General features: G+C 75.1%; 14 protein-coding genes, 1 tRNA gene and 1 other RNA gene. 7 read left to right on the forward strand and 9 right to left on the reverse strand.

Annotated features, from left to right (window positions below; all coding sequences use genetic code 11):
* Positions 1-74 precede the first annotated feature (74 nt).
* The 7 genes from fabF to fdhD form a co-directional block, all read right to left on the reverse strand.
* Positions 75-1325, reverse strand: coding sequence for a beta-ketoacyl-ACP synthase II (gene fabF, locus FMM08_RS07115; protein WP_147925627.1), 1251 nt, complete (start codon positions 1323-1325; stop codon positions 75-77).
* Positions 1326-1454: 129 nt separating this feature from the next.
* On the reverse strand, positions 1455-1703 hold the full coding sequence (locus FMM08_RS07120; RefSeq protein ID WP_109776135.1) for an acyl carrier protein: 249 nt from the start codon (positions 1701-1703) through the stop codon (positions 1455-1457).
* A gap of 82 nt (positions 1704-1785) precedes the next feature.
* Positions 1786-2808, reverse strand: coding sequence for a beta-ketoacyl-ACP synthase III (locus FMM08_RS07125; protein WP_147925628.1), 1023 nt, complete (start codon positions 2806-2808; stop codon positions 1786-1788).
* Complete coding sequence (locus tag FMM08_RS07130; protein WP_147925629.1) at positions 2805-3764, reverse strand: ACP S-malonyltransferase; 960 nt, start codon at positions 3762-3764, stop codon at positions 2805-2807. Before FMM08_RS07130 ends, FMM08_RS07125 begins: the two co-directional genes overlap by 4 nt.
* A 90-nt stretch (positions 3765-3854) precedes the next feature.
* A complete protein-coding gene (locus FMM08_RS07135; protein WP_255472134.1) occupies positions 3855-5042 on the reverse strand; it encodes a PucR family transcriptional regulator in 1188 nt (395 codons plus the stop codon).
* A 153-nt stretch (positions 5043-5195) separates the two neighbouring features.
* Positions 5196-8003, reverse strand: coding sequence for a pyruvate dehydrogenase (acetyl-transferring), homodimeric type (aceE, locus tag FMM08_RS07140; RefSeq protein ID WP_255472135.1), 2808 nt, complete (start codon positions 8001-8003; stop codon positions 5196-5198).
* A gap of 164 nt (positions 8004-8167) precedes the next feature.
* Positions 8168-9052: a formate dehydrogenase accessory sulfurtransferase FdhD gene (gene fdhD / locus FMM08_RS07145; protein WP_147925631.1), complete on the reverse strand. Its 885-nt coding sequence runs from the start codon at positions 9050-9052 to the stop codon at positions 8168-8170.
* Between the two features lie 128 nt (positions 9053-9180).
* Here fdhD and FMM08_RS07150 point away from each other — a divergent pair, with 128 nt between their 5' ends.
* From FMM08_RS07150 to FMM08_RS07175, 6 genes are all read left to right on the forward strand, one after another.
* Positions 9181-9603 (forward strand): DUF3052 domain-containing protein, encoded by a 423-nt coding sequence (locus FMM08_RS07150; RefSeq protein ID WP_147925632.1) that lies wholly within the window; start codon positions 9181-9183, stop codon positions 9601-9603.
* Between the two features lie 17 nt (positions 9604-9620).
* Positions 9621-9693 (forward strand) — tRNA-Val (locus tag FMM08_RS07155).
* 19 nt (positions 9694-9712) lie between these two features.
* Positions 9713-10558 (forward strand): Nif3-like dinuclear metal center hexameric protein, encoded by an 846-nt coding sequence (locus FMM08_RS07160; protein ID WP_147925633.1) that lies wholly within the window; start codon positions 9713-9715, stop codon positions 10556-10558.
* Positions 10555-11316, forward strand: a complete 762-nt coding sequence (locus tag FMM08_RS07165) for a zinc ribbon domain-containing protein (protein WP_147925634.1) — start codon at positions 10555-10557, stop codon at positions 11314-11316. Before FMM08_RS07160 ends, FMM08_RS07165 begins: the two co-directional genes overlap by 4 nt.
* A complete protein-coding gene (locus tag FMM08_RS07170) occupies positions 11316-11738 on the forward strand; it encodes a rhodanese-like domain-containing protein (RefSeq protein ID WP_147925635.1) in 423 nt (140 codons plus the stop codon). The genes FMM08_RS07165 and FMM08_RS07170 overlap by 1 nt, the downstream gene beginning before the upstream one ends.
* A gap of 3 nt (positions 11739-11741) precedes the next feature.
* Positions 11742-13016 (forward strand): chloride channel protein, encoded by a 1275-nt coding sequence (locus FMM08_RS07175; RefSeq protein ID WP_147925636.1) that lies wholly within the window; start codon positions 11742-11744, stop codon positions 13014-13016.
* A gap of 19 nt (positions 13017-13035) precedes the next feature.
* Here the strand turns inward: FMM08_RS07175 and FMM08_RS07180 are convergent, their stop codons facing one another.
* Both FMM08_RS07180 and FMM08_RS07185 read right to left on the reverse strand, forming a co-directional pair.
* Positions 13036-14304 (reverse strand): SLC13 family permease, encoded by a 1269-nt coding sequence (locus FMM08_RS07180; protein WP_222710502.1) that lies wholly within the window; start codon positions 14302-14304, stop codon positions 13036-13038.
* A complete protein-coding gene (locus FMM08_RS07185; protein WP_147925637.1) occupies positions 14301-15095 on the reverse strand; it encodes a YaaA family protein in 795 nt (264 codons plus the stop codon). Before FMM08_RS07185 ends, FMM08_RS07180 begins: the two co-directional genes overlap by 4 nt.
* Before the next feature lie 57 nt (positions 15096-15152).
* Between FMM08_RS07185 and rnpB the strand changes: the two genes are divergently transcribed.
* An RNA gene (rnpB, locus tag FMM08_RS07190) (RNase P RNA component class A) lies at positions 15153-15585 on the forward strand.
* The last annotated feature ends 407 nt before the right edge of the window (positions 15586-15992 follow it).

Consider the following 15992-nt stretch of genomic DNA (forward strand, 5'->3'; position numbering starts at 1 on the left):
ACAGACGGCGAGAGCCCCCTCACGAGCTCGTGAGGGGGCTCTCGCCGTCTGCGTGGTGCAGCCCGGCGGGCCGGTCAGCTGGCGGGGCCGAACGCCACGGCCACGTTGTGCCCGCCGAAGCCGAAGGCGTTGTTGAGGGCGATGCCCTCCGGCAGCTCGCGCGGGGTCTTGAGCACCAGGTCGACGTCGGCGCCCGGGTCGACGTCCTCCACGTTGATCGTGGGGGGCGCGAGGCGGTGGTGCAGCGCGAGGATGGAGAAGATCGACTCCACGGCTCCTGCGGCACCCAGCATGTGCCCCGTCATCGACTTGGTGGCGCTGACGGCCACGTGGTCGAGGTCGGCCCCGAGGGCCACGCGCAGCGCCTTGACCTCCGCGAGGTCACCCGCGGGCGTGGAGGTCGCGTGGGCGTTGATGTGGACCACGTCGGCGGCGCTGACGCCCGAGGTGCGCAGCGCCTCGACGACGGCCCGCGAGGCACCCGCGCCCTCGGGCTCGGGAGCGGCGATGTGGTACGCGTCGGAGGAGGTCCCGGCGCCGAGGACCTCGGCGTAGATGCGGGCTCCGCGGGCGCGGGCGAACTCCTCGGACTCCAGCACCATGATCCCGGCGCCGTCACCCATGACGAACCCGTCACGGGTGGTGTCGTAGGGCCGCGAGGCGGTCTCGGGGGAGTCGTTGCGGGTGGACAGCGCCTGCATCGCGGCGAAGCTCGCCAGCGGCATCGGGTGGATCGCCGCCTCGGTGCCGCCGACCACGGCCACGTCCGCACGACCCGTGCGGATCATGTTGAGGCCGTACGCGACGGCCTCGCCGCCGGAGGCGCACGCCGACACCGGTGCGTGCGCGCCGGCCGCGGCGCCCAGCGCCAGGCTGACCGCGCCCGCGGCGCCGTTGGGCATGAGCATCGGCACGGTCATCGGCAGCACGCGGCGCGGGCCGCGCGTGCGCAGGGTGTCGTAGGCGTCGAGCAGGGTGTGCACACCGCCGATCCCCGTCGCGACGACCGCGGCCAGGCGCAGCGGGTCGACCTGGGGCGTGCCTGCGTCGGCCCAGGCCTGGCGGGCTGCGGCCACGGCGAACTGGCCCGAGGGGTCCAGGCGCTTCGCCTCGTGCTTGGGCAGGACGTCGGGGGAGGGGACGTTCGTGCGCGCGGCGAAGGTGACCGGCAGGTGGAACTCCTCCACCCACGGCTCGTCGATGGTGTGGGCACCGGGGGTGCCGGAGAGCAGGGCGTCCCAGGTCGCCTGCACGGTGTCACCGAGCGGGGTGACGGCGCCGAGGCCGGTGACGACCACGCGCGTGCGGGACGGGCTCGAGCTCACGGGGACCTCCGAGGTGGGCTGGCGGGTGCCTGGCGTGACGCGGCCGCAGCGGGTCGCGGCAGCGGGTGGTGCGGGTGGTGCGGCTCCGGGGAGCCCGCGCGCGCGGGCCCCCCGGACGCGGGGCCGGTGTCAGCCCTGGGCCTGCTGGATGTAGGTGACGACGTCGCGCACCGTCTTGAGGTTCTTCGTGTCCTCGTCGGGGATGGTGACGGAGAACTTGTCCTCGGCCTGCACGACGATCGAGGTCATCGACAGGGAGTCGATGTCGAGGTCGTCGGTGAAGGACTTGTCCATCTCCACGCTCTCGACGGGCAGGCCGGTCTCCTCGTTGACCAGCTCGGCCACGCCGGCCAGGATCTCCTGCTCGGACTGCGCCATGGGTGTTCTCTCCTTCGTCGGCCCGGCGTCGCCGGGTCTTGGTGGGACCTGTGGTCTGGTGGTTCTGGACGCCCGCGGCGGGTCAGGGCAGCACGACGACCTGCGAGGCGTACGACAGCCCCGCGCCGTAGCCGATGAGCAGCGCCAGCCCGCCCGAGGGCGCCTGGCCCTCGGCGAGCATCCGGTGCATCGCCAGCGGCACGGAGGCCGCCGAGGTGTTGCCCATCTGCGCGATGTCGCGGGCCACCGGCACGCTCTCGGGCAGGCCGAGCTGCTTCACCATCGCGTCGATGATGCGCATGTTCGCCTGGTGGGGCACGAAGGCGGACAGCTCCTCCACGGCGATGCCCGCGGCGTCGATCGCCTTCTGCGCCACCGGGGCCATCTGCCAGACCGCCCAGCGGAAGACCTGCCGGCCCTCCTGCTCCAGCGCCGGCCAGACGACCTCCTCGCCGGCCTCCTGGGCGGCGCGCAGCTCCAGCCAGGAGCGCTTGTTCTTGATGGTCTCCCACTGGCCGCCGTCGCTGCCCCACACGGTGGGGCCGATGCCGGGGGCGTCGGAGGGACCGACGACGACGGCGCCCGCGCCGTCGGCGAACAGGAACGCGGTGGACCTGTCGGTGAGGTCGGTGAAGTCGGTGAGCTTCTCCGCGCCGACCACCAGCACGTGGCGGGCGGTACCGCCGCGGACCAGGTCGCTGGCCTGGGCGAGCGCGTGGCAGAAGCCGGCACACCCGGCGGAGACGTCCCACGCGGCGGCCGGGGTGGCGCCCAGGCGGTGCGTGAGGATCGCCGCGGCGGCGGGGGTCTGGTACGGGTGGCTGACCGTGGCGACGATCACCGCGTCGATGTCGCTGGCCGCCAGGCCAGCCTTCTCGATCGCCTCGGTCGCAGCGGCCTGCGCCATGTCGACCACGGAGGTGTCCGCGTCCGCCCAGCGGCGCTCCTCGATGCCGGTGCGCTGCCGGATCCACTCGTCGGTGGACTCGATGTAGGTGCAGATCTCCTCGTTGGTCACCACGCGCTGCGGGCGGAACGCGCCCACGGACATGATCCGGGCGTGACCGGGGCCGGTCGAGGAGACCAGCGAGGACGTGCTGCTCATGCGAGGGCGCTCCGGGAGTCGGCGGTGGCGTGGCGGGCGACGAGGTCTCGGGCCGCGTCGAGGTCTTCGGGGCCCTTCAGCGCCAGCAGCTCGACGCCGGGCATGGCCCTCTTGGCCAGCCCGGCGAGGGTACCCGCCGGGCTCAGCTCCAGCAGCGCCGTCACCCCGTGCGCGACGAGGGCGTCACTGCACAGGTCCCAGCGGACGGGGTTGGCCACCTGGGTGACGATGCGCGCCAGCACGTCGCGGCCGTCGCCCACGAGCGCGCCGTCGGCGTTGCTGAGCAGCGGCAGCACCGGGTCGGCCGTGGGCACGCCGGGGGCGAGAGCGGCCAGCTGCTCGCGCGCCGGCGCCATGTGCTCGGTGTGGAACGCGCCCGCCACCTGCAGCGGGATGACGCGGGCCCGGGCGGGCGGCGAGGCGGCGAGCGCGGCCAGCTGCTCGGCGGTGCCCGCGGCCACCACCTGGCCCGCGGCGTTGTGGTTGGCGGCGGTGGCCCCGGCGGCCTCGATCGCCGCGAGCACCTCCTCGGGCTTCCCGCCGACCACGGCGCTCATGCCGGTGGTGGTGGTGGCTGCCGCCGCGGCCATGGCGCGGCCCCGCTCGCGCACCAGCACGAGGGCCGCCTCCGGGGTCATGGCCCCTGCCAGGGCGGCGGCGGTCAGCTCCCCGACGGAGTGGCCGGCGAGCACCACGTCGCCGGTGACGCCGTCGGGCCACAGCGCAGCCGCGGCCGCCAGGCCGGCGGCCACGATGAGCGGCTGGGCGACCGCGGTGTCGCGGATGGTCTCGGCGTCGGAGGTGGTGCCGTGGGCCAGCAGGTCCGCACTGCCGCCCACGGGACCCACGACGGCGCTGGCCCAGCGGAGGCGGTCGGCCACCCCCGGGACCTCGAGCCACGGGGCGAGCATGCTGGGGGCCTGCGACCCCTGACCGGGGCACACGAGAGCGAGCACCGCACCAGCCTGCCTGGTGCCGCTGAGGCGCAGCGGTGCGGGGGGTGACGAAGTCCTGCGCCGGAACTTGTAGGGATCCTCCAAAGCGGGTCAGGGCGCCGCCGCGCCGCCGCGGCGGCCGGGCCGCTCCGCCAGCGCGCCCACGGCCAGCCCCACCTGCAGCACGAACGCCTCGCGGGGCACCGCCGGGTCCCACCCGGTGACCTCCGCGACCCGCCGCAACCGGTAGCGGACGGTGTTGGGGTGCACGAACAGGGCCCGCGCCGTGCCCTCCAGGGACCGGCCCGAGGCCAGGTGCGCGCGGAGCGTCTCCACCAGCACGGGAGCGGCTGCCGCCAGCGGTGCGTGCACCCGGTCGGCCAGCGCGCGGCGCGCGCCGGCGTCCCCGGCGAGCACCCGCTCGGGCAGCAGCTCGTCGGCCGCCACCGGCCGCGGTGCCTCCGGCCAGGCCCGGGCCGCCGTCAGCGCCACCAGCGCGGTGCGCGCCGAGCGTCCAGCCGCTGCCAGGCCCGCCACCACTGGACCCACCACGACCGGCCCGGGGCCCAGGCGCGGCGCCAGGGCCTCCGCCGCCCGCAGCGGGCCGTCCTCGCCGGTAGCGCCCAGCACCACCAGCGCCCGTTCGCCGCGCAGCCCCACCAGCGCGTCGTCGGCCACGGTCCGCGCGGCCCGGCGCAGGTCGGCCACCACCGCGTCCGACGCACCGGCGGGGCGGGTGCCCACGAGCACCGCGACCGGCACGTCGTGGGCCCAGCCGAGCGCCGCGACGCGGGTGGCGAGGTCGTCGTCGGCCTCGCCCCGCACGAGGGCGTCCACCACGAGCGCCTCCAGACGGGCGTCCCACGCCCCGCGGGCCTCCGCCGCCCGCGCGTAGACCTCCGCCGCGGAGAACGCCACCTCCCGCGAGTACCGCAGCACCGCCTCCCGCAGGTCGGCGCGGTGGGGGCCGTCGGCCAGCGCGGGGACGTGCTCCTCCACCACGTCCACCACCACCCGCAGCAGCTGCAGCGCCTGGTGCAGCGACACGGCGCGGACCAGCTCGCGCGGGGCGGTGGCGAAGACGTCCGCCGAGACCGGCGGCCGCTCGCCCGCGGCCCGGAACCACGCCACGAACGCCGCGATGCCGCCCTGGGCCACCAGCCCCACCCAGGAGCGCTCCTGCGGTCCCAGCGCGGCGTACCAGGGCTGGTGCTCCTCCAGGCGCGCGATGGCCGCGGCCGCCAGCGACCCGGTGGCGGCCTGCAGGGCGCGCGCCACGTCCTCGGAGGTCGGGGTCACCGCGCCAGCGTAGGAGCTGCGGCGTTGTGGACCTCCTCCAAGACGCCTGGCCGGGTGAGGACCGGGTGGCGACCGCAGACGGACCGGGGGCCGGCTCGTACCGCAGCGCGTGCGGTCCGAGCCGGCCCCCGGGAAGGTCGGAGACGGCGAGCGTCAGGCGTCGCCGCCCGCGTTGCCGGACGTGCCGGCGGTGACGTCGTCCAGGCGGTACTGCTCGTAGGCCTTCACCGGCAGCCCGCGGTCCACCTCACCGCGGCGGGCGAGCACCTGCAGCGCCCGGTAGGCGATGCTCGGCCCGTCGATGTGGAAGTGCCGGCGGGTGGCCGCACGGGTGTCGGACACGCCGAAGCCGTCGGCGCCGAGCGAGACGTACTCGTTCGGCACCCACTGGCGGACCATGTCCGGCACGGCGCGCATCCAGTCGGACACGGCGACGACGGGGCCGGGAGCGTCGGCGAGCTGCTGGGCGATGAACGGCACCGGCGGCTCCTCGGCGGGGTTGGTGAACGCCGCCTCGTCGCAGGCCAGGCCGTCGCGGCGCAGCTCGTTCCAGCTGGTGACCGACCAGACGTCGGCCAGCACGCCGAAGTCCTTCGCGAGCAGCTCCTGGGCCTCCAGCGCCCACGGCACGCCCACGCCGGAGGCGAGCAGCTGCACGCGGGGTGCACCCTCCTCGCCCGAGGGCGCCGGGGCGATCTTGTGGATCCCCTTGACGATGCCCTCGACGTCGACGTCCTCCGGCTCGGCCGGCTGGACCATGGGCTCGTTGTAGACGGTGATGTAGTAGAAGACGTTCGGGTCGCGCAGCTGGACCTGACCGAGGTTCTTGCGGTCGGACTCGCTGGCCTGGACCTCGGTGGAGCCTTCGCCGTACATGCGCTCGAGGCCGTCGCGGACGATGTGCCCGATCTCGTAGGCGTACGCCGGGTCGTAGGCGACCACCGCGGGGTTGGTGGACGCCAGGAGCAGCGAGTGCCCGTCGGCGTGCTGCAGGCCCTCGCCGGTCAGCGTGGTGCGACCGGCGGTGGCGCCCAGGAGGAAGCCCCGGCCCATCTGGTCCGCGGTGGCCCAGAAGGCGTCACCGGTCCGCTGGAAGCCGAACATCGAGTAGAAGATGTAGACCGGCAGCATCGGCTCGCCGTGGGTGGCGTACGACGTCGACGCCGCCTGGAACGCCGCGGCGGACCCGGCCTCGTTGATGCCCAGGTGCAGGATCTGCCCAGAGGTCGACTCCTTGTACGCGAGCATCAGCTCGCGGTCGACGGAGGTGTACTGCTGGCCCTCCGGGTTGTAGATCTTGGCGGTCGGGAAGAACGAGTCCATCCCGAAGGTGCGGGCCTCGTCGGGGATGATCGGCACCACGCGGGGGCCGAACTCCTTGTCGCGCATGAGGTCCTTGAGCAGGCGGACGAACGCCATGGTGGTGGCGATCTGCTGCTTGCCCGAGCCGCGCTTCACCACGGTGTAGGCCGAGTCGCCCGGCAGCTTCAGCGCCTTCGAGGACGTGCGGCGGCTGGGGATGTACCCGCCGAGGGCCTTGCGGCGCTCCTGCAGGTACTGGATCTCCGGCGCGTCCGGTCCGGGGTGGTAGTACGGCGGGCGGTACGGGTCGGCCTCGAGCTGGGCGTCCGTCACCGGGATCTTCAGGCCGTCGCGGAAGGCCTTGAGGTCCTCCAGCGTCATCTTCTTCATCTGGTGCGTGGCGTTGCGGCCCGCGAAGTGCTTGCCCAGGCCGTAGCCCTTGATGGTCTTGGCGAGGATGACGGTCGGCTTGCCGTTCCTGGCCGTGGCCGCCTGGTAGGCCGCGAAGACCTTGCGGTAGTCGTGACCACCGCGCTTGAGGGACCAGATCTGGTCGTCGGTCATGCCGTCGACCAGCTTGGCGGTGCGCTCGTCACGGCCGAAGAAGTGCTCGCGGATGAAGGAGCCGTCCTCGGCGCGGTAGGTCTGGTAGTCGCCGTCGAGGGTGCGGTTCATCAGCCCGACGAGCGCGCCCTCGGTGTCCTTGGCCAGCAGCGGGTCCCACTCGCGGCCCCACACCACCTTGATGACGTTCCAGCCGGCGCCCAGGAAGAACGACTCCAGCTCCTGGATGATCTTGTGGTTGCCGCGGACCGGGCCGTCGAGGCGCTGCAGGTTGCAGTTGACGACGAAGGTCAGGTTGTCCAGGCCCTCGTAGCCGGCCAGCTGCAGCAGGCCGCGGCTCTCCGGCTCGTCCATCTCGCCGTCGCCGAGGAACGCCCAGGTGTGCTGCTCGGAGGTGTCCTTGATGCCGCGGTTGTGCAGGTACCTGTCGAACTGCGCCTGGTAGATCGCGTTCGCCGGGCCCAGGCCCATGGAGACCGTGGGGAACTCCCAGAAGCCCTTCATCAGGCGCGGGTGCGGGTAGCTGGGGAGCCCCCGGCCGGGGGAGGTGAGCTCCTGGCGGAAGCCGTCGAGGTCGTCCTCGGACAGGCGGCCCTCGAGGAACGCGCGGGCGTAGGTGCCGGGGGAGGCGTGGCCCTGGATGAAGACGTGGTCGCCGCCGCCGGGGTGCTCCGGGCCGCGCCAGAAGTGGTTGAAGCCGACCTCGTACAGCGTCGCCGAGGAGGCGTAGGTGGAGATGTGCCCGCCCACACCGATGCCCGGGCGCTGCGCGCGGTGCACCATCACCGCGGCGTTCCAGCGGTTCCAGGCGCGGTAGCGGCGCTCGACGGCCTCGTCACCGGGGAAGTCGGGCTCGTCCTGCGGCGGGATGGTGTTGACGTAGTCGGTCGAGATCAGCCCGGGGACCGGGGCGCCCAGCTCTCGCGCGCGCACCAGCGAGCTGCGCAGGACGAAGGAGGCGCGGTCGCCGCCGCGGGCCTCGACCAGGCCGTCGACGGACCCGAGCCACTCACCGGTCTCCTCGGGGTCGGCGTCGGTCTGGTGCAGGGGGCCTGCGAGGGCTCCCAGCTCAGCGACCTCGTCGCGTGGTGCCACGTTGGTCTCCACATCGCTCGTCGTCCCCGCGGCGGGTGGCGCCGCGGGCTCCCGGCGTTCCGTGCGGGCGCGAGGTGGAGCGCTGCAGGGCCGCGTCGGGGCCCCTCCATCCTGCCCTCCCCGCCGGGGATGTTCACCCCCCGCCCCGACGGCGGTGCTCGTGGTCACACGGCGGCGGCGTCCAGGGGGGCGAAGCGCTCCTCACCGGCGTAGACGTTGAGCCGCGGGGCGCGGACGAAGCCGGCCAGCCCCATGCCGGCCCGGTGCGCCAGGTCGACGGCGAGCGACGACGGCGCCGAGACGGCGGACAGCAGCGGCACGCCCGCGCACCACGCCTTCTGGACCAGCTCGAAGGAGGCCCGTCCGCTCACCTGCAGCACCGTCCCGCGCAGCGGCCAGCCGCCGGCGAGCCGCTCGCGGGCCGCACGCCCGAGCACCTTGTCGACGGCGTTGTGGCGCCCCACGTCCTCGGCCACGGCGAGCAGCTCGCCCGAGCGCGTGAAGAGCCCGGCGGCGTGCAGGCCGCCGGTGCGGGCGAAGACCCGCTGCGCCTCGCGCAGCCGGTCCGGCAGGGACAGCAGCACCTCGGGGGCCACGCTGGTGGGGTCCTCGCGCAGGTCGTGCCGGCTGCGGCGGGAGACGGCGTCGATGCTGGCGCTGCCGCACACCCCGCACGCGGAGGTCATGCCGAAGGTGCGGCGGCCCTCGAGGTCGGGAGCGGGCACGCCCGGGCGCAGCGTCAGCTCCATGACGTTCATGGAGCTGAGGCCGTGCTCGTCGGCGGGGTCGGGGTCTCCGCAGTGCACGGCCGCCGCGACGTCGTCGGGGCCGGTGAGCAGGCCCTCGGTCATCAGGAAGCCGATCGCGAGGTCGACGTCGTCGCCGGGGGTCCTCATCGTCACGACGACGGGCTCCGCGGCCGGCGCGTCCAGCGCGCGCACGCGCACCTCCAGCGGCTCCTCCGCGGCGAGGGAGTCGGGGCGGCGGACGGCCGTGCCGAGCGCCGCGTCGAGGCGCAGGACCGGCCGTCGGGGGCTCGAGCGCGCCATCCCGCCAGGTTAGTGCCGCTCCCCGGGGGTGCGAGGCGGTAGCGTTCGGGCGGCCAGCCAGGAGCTGGTGCACGGCAGCGCGGCAGAGGTGTCCGCGGGAGGCGGCACCACACGGGGGGAGATCGAGCGTGAGCGAGACCGCGGGGGCACCCGCCACGGACGGGGCGGTGCGGCTGGGCCTGAAGGCGGGCCAGGCCGTGCAGGAGCGCGGCTACGACCACGACGTCGACCACGACCTGCGCGACGAGGTCGAGGACCTCATCGGCGCCGAGATGCTGGACGAGCACGACGTCGACGTGGTCGACGCGGTGCTGCTGTGGTGGCGCGAGGACGACGGCGACCTCGTCGACGCCCTCGTCGACTCGCTGGTCTCCCTCGCCGACGACGGCGTGGTCTGGCTGCTGACGCCCAAGGCCGGCAGCCCCGGTCACGTGCGGCCCTCCGACGTCGAGGAGGCCGCCCCCACCGCGGGGCTGTTCGCCACGTCCACCGTCAAGCCCTCCCCGGACTGGACGGCGATCCGCCTCGTCAGCGGCCGCGGCCGCCGCTAGGGCGCGACGAGGAGCCAGGGCCTGTAGCTCAGCTGGTAGAGCACCGCGTTTACACCGCGGCTGTCGTCGGTTCGAACCCGGCCGGGCCCACCCCACTACCCTCGCGGACGTGAGCACCCCGACGCTGGCGCAGGTCGTCGCCGTCCTGGACGAGCTGTACCCGCCGGCCTGGGCCGAGGACTGGGACCGCCCGGGCCTGGTCTGCGGTGACCCCGACGCTCCTGTCGAGCGGGTGCTGCTGGCGGTGGACCCGGTGGAGGACGTCGTCGACGAGGCCGTCGCGGAGGGCGCGCAGCTGGTGCTGGCGCACCACCCGCTGCTGCTGCGCGGCACCTCCACGGTGGCCGCGACCTTCCCGAAGGGGCGCCTGGTCCACCGGCTGGTGCGCTCCGGCGTCGCCCTGGTCACGGCGCACACCAACGCCGACTCCGCCCGCCCCGGCGTCTCCGACGCCCTGGCCCGCGTGGTCGGCCTGGTGGACCTCGAGCCGCTCGTCCCCGCCTCCCACGACGCCTCCCTCGGCCTGGGCCGGGTGGGGCGCCTGGAGCAGCCGCTGCCGCTGCGCGCCTTCGCCGAGCAGGTGGCGCAGGCCCTGCCGGGCACCGCGGGCGGCGTGCGGGTGGCGGGAGACCCCGATGCCCGCGTGGAGCGCGTGGCCGTGTGCGGCGGCGCCGGAGACTCGCTGTTCGCCGACGTCCGCGCCGCCGGCGTGGACGCCTTCGTCACCGCCGACCTGCGCCACCACCCCGCCTCCGAGGCCCGCGAGCAGGCGCCGCAGACAGCCCTGGTGGAGGTCTCCCACTGGGCCAGCGAGTGGCCCTGGCTGCACGGCGCCGCCGAGCGCCTCACCTCCGCCCTCGCCGAGCGCGGCCTGTCCATCACCACGTCCGTGTCCGTGCGGTCGTCCGACCCCTGGAGCTTCCACGTGCCCTCGCCCACTGGGACCGCCCGATGAGCCCGACCACCGCCCCCGCGAACGACCAGCGCCGCCTGCTGGACGTGCAGGCGCTGGACACGCGCCTGGCCCAGATCGCCCACCGCGCGCGGACCCTGCCCGAGCACGCCCGCGTCGCAGCGCTCGACGCCACCGAGCGGACCCTGCGCGACGAGCTGGTGGCCGCCCGCACGGTCGCCTCCGACATCGAGCGCGAGGCCACCCGCGCCGAGACCGAGGTCGACCAGGTCCGCGCCCGCGCCGAGCGCACCTCCGCCCGCCTGGCCGCCGGTGGCACCCCCGCCAAGGAGCTGCAGCAGCTGCTGGCCGAGGCCGAGGCGCTGACCCGCCGGCTGCGCAGCCTGGAGGACTCCCAGCTGGAGGTCATGGAGCGCCAGGAGGCCGCCGCGGAGGCCGTCGCCGTCCTCGAGCAGCGCTCCGCCGGACTGGCCGGCGAGCGCGCCGCGCTGGTGGCCGCCCGCGACACCGCCCTCACCGCCGCCCGCGAGGAGCACGAGCGGGTCGGCGCCCAGCGCGCTGGCGCCATCGGCCAGCTCGACAAGGGCCTCGTGGCGCTCTACGAGCAGGTCCGCGCCAAGCGCGACGGGCTCGGCGCCGCCGCCGTGGTGGGGGAGAGCTGCGGCGGCTGCCGCCTGCCCTTCACCGGCCCGTTCCGCGGACAGGTCACGAACGCCGCTCCGGACGCCGTCGTGCAGTGCGAGGAGTGCGACAGGATCCTCGTCCGCGTCCCGCGGGCGGCCGACCCCGAGCTGGGCTGATGAGCGCCTTCACGCCCCGCACCGGAGACCTCACGCCCCGCCAGGCGTGGGAGGCGCTCGCGGCCGACCCCGGCGCGGTGCTCGTGGACGTGCGCACCCAGGCGGAGTGGGTCTTCGTGGGCCTGCCGGACCTGTCCGAGCTGGGCCGCCGGGTGGTGGCGCTGGAGTGGACGAGCTTCCCCGACGGCGCCCACAACGCGCAGTTCCTCACCCAGCTCGAGGGGGTGGCCGCCAAGGACGCGCAGGTGCTGTTCCTCTGCCGTTCGGGCCACCGCTCGGTGGCCGCCGCGGACGGCGCTGCGCGCGCCGGGTGGCTGCGCTCCTTCAACGTGCTCGACGGCTTCGAGGGCGACCTCGACCACCAGGGCCACCGCGGCGCCCGCGGGTGGCGCGCTGAGGGTCTGCCCTGGCGGCAGTCCTAGCCGGTGCGCGGCCACGCCACCCCCTTCTGGGCGTTCCGGCTCGCCGTCGTCACCGGCCTGGTGGGCGTCGCCGGTGGTGTCGCCGGCATCGCGGTCTGGCTCGCCCTCCAGCTCATCCAGCGCGTGGCGTTCGGGTTCCCGTACGGCGGGCACCTCGAGGCGGCCGACGCTCCCGCGTGGAACCGCGTGGCGGCGGTCGCCGCTGCCGGTGTGCTCACCGCCGTGGCGTGGTGGGCGCTGCGGCGATGGGCGGAGCCCGTCGTGTCCGTGACCGCGGCGGTCTCGGGCCGGCGGATGCCGGGCGTCGCGACCGTCGCGAACGCCGGCACGCAGATCCTCGCCGTCGGGCTCGGCGCGTCGATCGGCAAGGAGGTGGCGCCGCGCGAGGTCGGCGCCTGGCTCGCCCAGCTCGTCACCGCCCGCGCCGGCCTGACCGCGCGGGAGGCGCGGATCCTCGTCGCGTGCGGCGCCGCGGCCGGTCTCGCGGCCGTGTACGACGTCCCCCTCGGTGGTGCGCTGTTCGCCGTCGAGGTCCTGCTCGGCGAGCTCTCGTTCGCCACCGCGCTCCCCGCGTTCGCCACCAGCGCGGTGGCGGCGTTCGTCTCGCGGCTGGTGATCCCCGACGAGGTGCTCTACCACGTGCCGGCGATGCCGCTGTCGAACTCCCTCGTGGTGTGGTCCGTCCTCGTCGGGCCGGTCCTGGGCCTCGCCGGTGTGGGCTTCGTGAAGGTCACGAACCGGCTGCAGGGCGCCGCGCCGAGGGGGTGGCGCGTGCTCGTCGTGCTCCCGGTGGCGTTCGCCCTGGTCGGGCTGGTGTCGATCTGGTTCCCAGAGGTCCTCGGCAACGGCAGGGCGACCGGGCTGGTCGCCATGAACGCCTCGCTCGACGACCGCGCGGTGCTGGGGCTCGCCCCGGTCCTGCTCCTGCTCGTCCTCGGCCTCGCGAAGGCCGCGACGACCGCGGTGACCATCGGTGCCGGCGCGGTCGGCGGCACCCTCACGCCGTCCATCGCGGTCGGCTCCGCGGTGGGCGGTGGCCTCGGCGGGCTGTGGCTGCTCCTGTGGCCGACCGGCACCTCGTCGCTGGCCGCCTTCGCCTTCGTCGGCGCTGCGGCGTTCCTCGCCACCACCATGCGGGCGCCCTTCACGGCGCTCGTGCTCGTGCTCGAGTTCACCCAGCGGGGCACGGAGATCCTCGTGCCGTCGCTCCTCGCGATCTCCGGGTCGGTCGCCGTCGGGTACGTCCTCGCCCGTCGGCGCAGCGCGCAGATGGCCTAGGCGGGGCGAGCGGACGCCCTCAGAGGACCAGCGCGCCGACCGCCGCGACCAGCACCACCGGCACGAGCACGAGACCCTGCAGGGCGAACCGGCCCCACCGCACGGGCACGTCCTCGGCCCGGCAGGCGCGCGCCCACAGCAGCACCGCGAGCGACCCCCACGGCGTGATGAGCGGTCCGGCGTTGACGCCGACGAGCACCGCGGCGGTGCGCAGCGGGTCGTCGGGGGACAGCAGCGGCTGGAGGGCCAGGTAGGCGGGCAGGTTGTCGACCGCGTTGGCGGCGGCGGCTGAGGTGGCCGCCAGTCGCAGCAGCTCGGTGAACCCCTCGCCCTGGCCCGCCACGGCGGCCAGGGCGCCGGTGAGGCCGTGCTGGTTCAGCGCCTCCACCAGCACGAACAGGCCCAGCACGGAGATCGCCAGCGGCAGCGGCACCATCTCCCGGGACAGCGCAGACCGCTTCCTCACGGCGAACACCGCGGCCAGCACCAGCGCGGCGGTGCCCGCCACCGCCCACGGCTCCAGTCCCGCGGCCAGCGCCGGCAGCACGAGCACCACGACGGCCGCCGCCACCTTGAGCAGCACGGGGTCGGCCACCTCGGCGGGCTGCGGAGGGGAGTAGCTCGTGCGCAGCGCTCTCCGGTGGAGCACCGCCAGGACGACGACGGTGGCCACCACGGCCGCCACCGCCGGACGCCACGTCAGCGCGGCGAACGCCGGCACCCCACCACCGGCGGGCCCTCCCTCCAGCACGTCGAGAGCGAGCAGGTTGGTGAGGTTGGAGACCGGCAGCAGCAGCGAGGCGGTGTTGGCCAGCCACGCGCACGTCAGGGCCAGCAGCGCCGCAACGGACGCCGGCGCACCGGTCCGGCGGGCCAGCGCCAGCACCACCGGGGTGAGCAGCACGGCCGTCGTGTCGAGGCTGAGCGTCACCGTGGCGGCCACCGCGATGGCGACGACGAGCAGCCACAGCCGCCACGTGCGTCCACCGCCGTGGCGGGCCGCCCAGACGGCCGCCACCTCGAAGACGCCGGCCTTGCCGGCCAGCTCCGCCAGCACCGCGGCGGCCAGCAGGAACACCAGCACGCTCCACGTGCGGCCGACCAGCGCGCCGGCCTGGCCGAGCGTGAGGGCGCCGGTGAGCAGGACGACGGCGGAGGCGAGCACCGCCAGCAGCGGCACGAGCGCACCGTCGGGGAGCCAGCGCCAGGGCGTCGCCCAGGACGCGGTGCGGCGGCGCTCGTCGTCGTCCTCAGCGGTGTGCTCGGCCCTCTGCGGCGCGGGGCTCACGCCGCACCCCGCAGGACGACGTCGAGGTGGCGCACGCGGCCGGGGGCCGGGGGCACCAGCTCCACCTCGAAGGCCTCCGCCGCGGCGGCCGCCAGGGCCTCGGGGGAGTCTGGCTCCTTGCGGCGCAGGAGCAGGTGGCGCGCCAGCTCGCCGCGGGTGCGCTTGGCGTCGTGGCTGACCACCGTGCGGACGGGGCCGTCAGGGCCGGGTGCCTCCCGGAACACGCGGACCGCCACCACCTTCTCCGCCAGGGTGCGCGACGGCTTCCAGGCGGCGGCGTAGGCGGCCGAGCGGCAGTCGAGCACCACCTGCCCGGGCTCGCCGACCAGGGCGTCGAGCAGCGGGGCCAGGAGGGGGCGCCAGTGGGCGGCCAGGCTGCCCACGCCCGGCAGGTCGGTGCCCATCGAGAGGCGGTGCGCGGGCACGCGGTCGACGGGCCGCAGCAGCCCGTAGGCGGCGGAGACCACCAGCACCCGCTCGGCGGCACGGGCAGCGGCCGCCTTCGGCAGCGAGGCCAGGCCCAGCGCCTCGAAGAGCACGCCGGTGAAGACCTTCGCCGCCGCGTGCGCGGGCTCGGTGCGCCAGCGGCCGTTGCGCGCCACCTCGTCGGCGAGGGAGGCGCTCACGCCCAGGGCGGCCGGGTCGTCCGAGACGGCTGCCGCGGCCTCGAGCACGCGCTCGCGCGCGGCGGCCAGCTCCGGCCACGAGAGCGACGCCAGGTCCACCGGAGCGCTGGCCCGCCCGGCACGGGCGGGGAGCTTGCGCTCCGAGGGGGGTAGCAGCAGGAGCACGGGCGGGAACAGTAGTGCGCGATCCTGTGCGGGGCTCGTCTAGGCTGCACGTGCGGACGAGCCAGCCGGGCGGCCGCGTCGGGGGGCCTCGCGAGGGGTCCGCCGCCGAGGAACGTCCGGGCTCCGCAGGGCAGGGTGGTGGGCAACGCCCACCCGGGGTGACCCGCGGGAAAGTGCCACAGAGAACAGACCGCCACGGCGGCTCCGGTCCGCCGGAGCGGCTGGGGCAAGGGTGAAACGGTGGTGCAAGAGACCACCAGCACCCCCGGTGACGGGGGTGGCTCGGCAAACCCCACCCGGAGCAAGGCCAGACAGGGAGCGTCCGAGGGCTGCCCGCCCGAGCTCCCGGGTAGGCCGCGACTGCGACCGGCCCCTCGTGGGACGGGAGCGACGAGGACGGCGGCAACGCCGTCCCGAGATGGATGGCCGCCCCCCGCGACCGGCTCGCCGGCCGCGGGGACAGGACCCGGCGTACAGGCTGACTCGTCCGTAAAACGGCCGGTGACCTGCGGAGATGCCTCCGCAGGTCACCGGCTCGTCCTCAGATTGTCCTCACTACTCTCCGCTGTCGAATGACTACACCCAAGTTTGTGCTGACAAATAAGCTTGATCAGGCGTCAGAAGCGCCCGTGGCCGGCTCGTCTCCCGTAGCCGAGTCCGCGCGCAACGGCGCGCTAGGGCGGAGCAGTACCTCGTCTACTGCTTGGCGCGTCCGGTCGTCGCTGTCTGGCCAGAGGTGAGTCACGTCCCGTGAAGTGGTGTAGATCCCGGAGCCGCTCCCGGTGATCAACGCGGTCGTCTTCGTTGACGACGGCGTAGCGATCAAGTTGAACGGTCACCGCGCGATGTCAGTGAGACCTGCCTAGGGAACTCACCGAAGGACACCACGCGATGACC

Source organism: Quadrisphaera setariae (assembly GCF_008041935.1).
Taxonomy (GTDB): Bacteria; Actinomycetota; Actinomycetes; order Actinomycetales; family Quadrisphaeraceae; genus Quadrisphaera; species Quadrisphaera setariae.

Excerpts from the sequence above, each read along its gene's own strand:
- FMM08_RS07120 (WP_109776135.1), bottom strand. The coding sequence starts at position 1,703 with ATGGCGCAGTCCGAGCAGGAGATCCTGGCCGGCGTGGCCGAGCTGGTC.
- FMM08_RS07125 (WP_147925628.1), bottom strand. The coding sequence starts at position 2,808 with ATGAGCAGCACGTCCTCGCTGGTCTCCTCGACCGGCCCCGGTCACGCC.
- fdhD (WP_147925631.1), bottom strand. The coding sequence starts at position 9,052 with ATGGCGCGCTCGAGCCCCCGACGGCCGGTCCTGCGCCTCGACGCGGCG.
- FMM08_RS07165 (WP_147925634.1), top strand. The coding sequence starts at position 10,555 with ATGAGCCCGACCACCGCCCCCGCGAACGACCAGCGCCGCCTGCTGGAC.
- FMM08_RS07170 (WP_147925635.1), top strand. The coding sequence starts at position 11,316 with ATGAGCGCCTTCACGCCCCGCACCGGAGACCTCACGCCCCGCCAGGCG.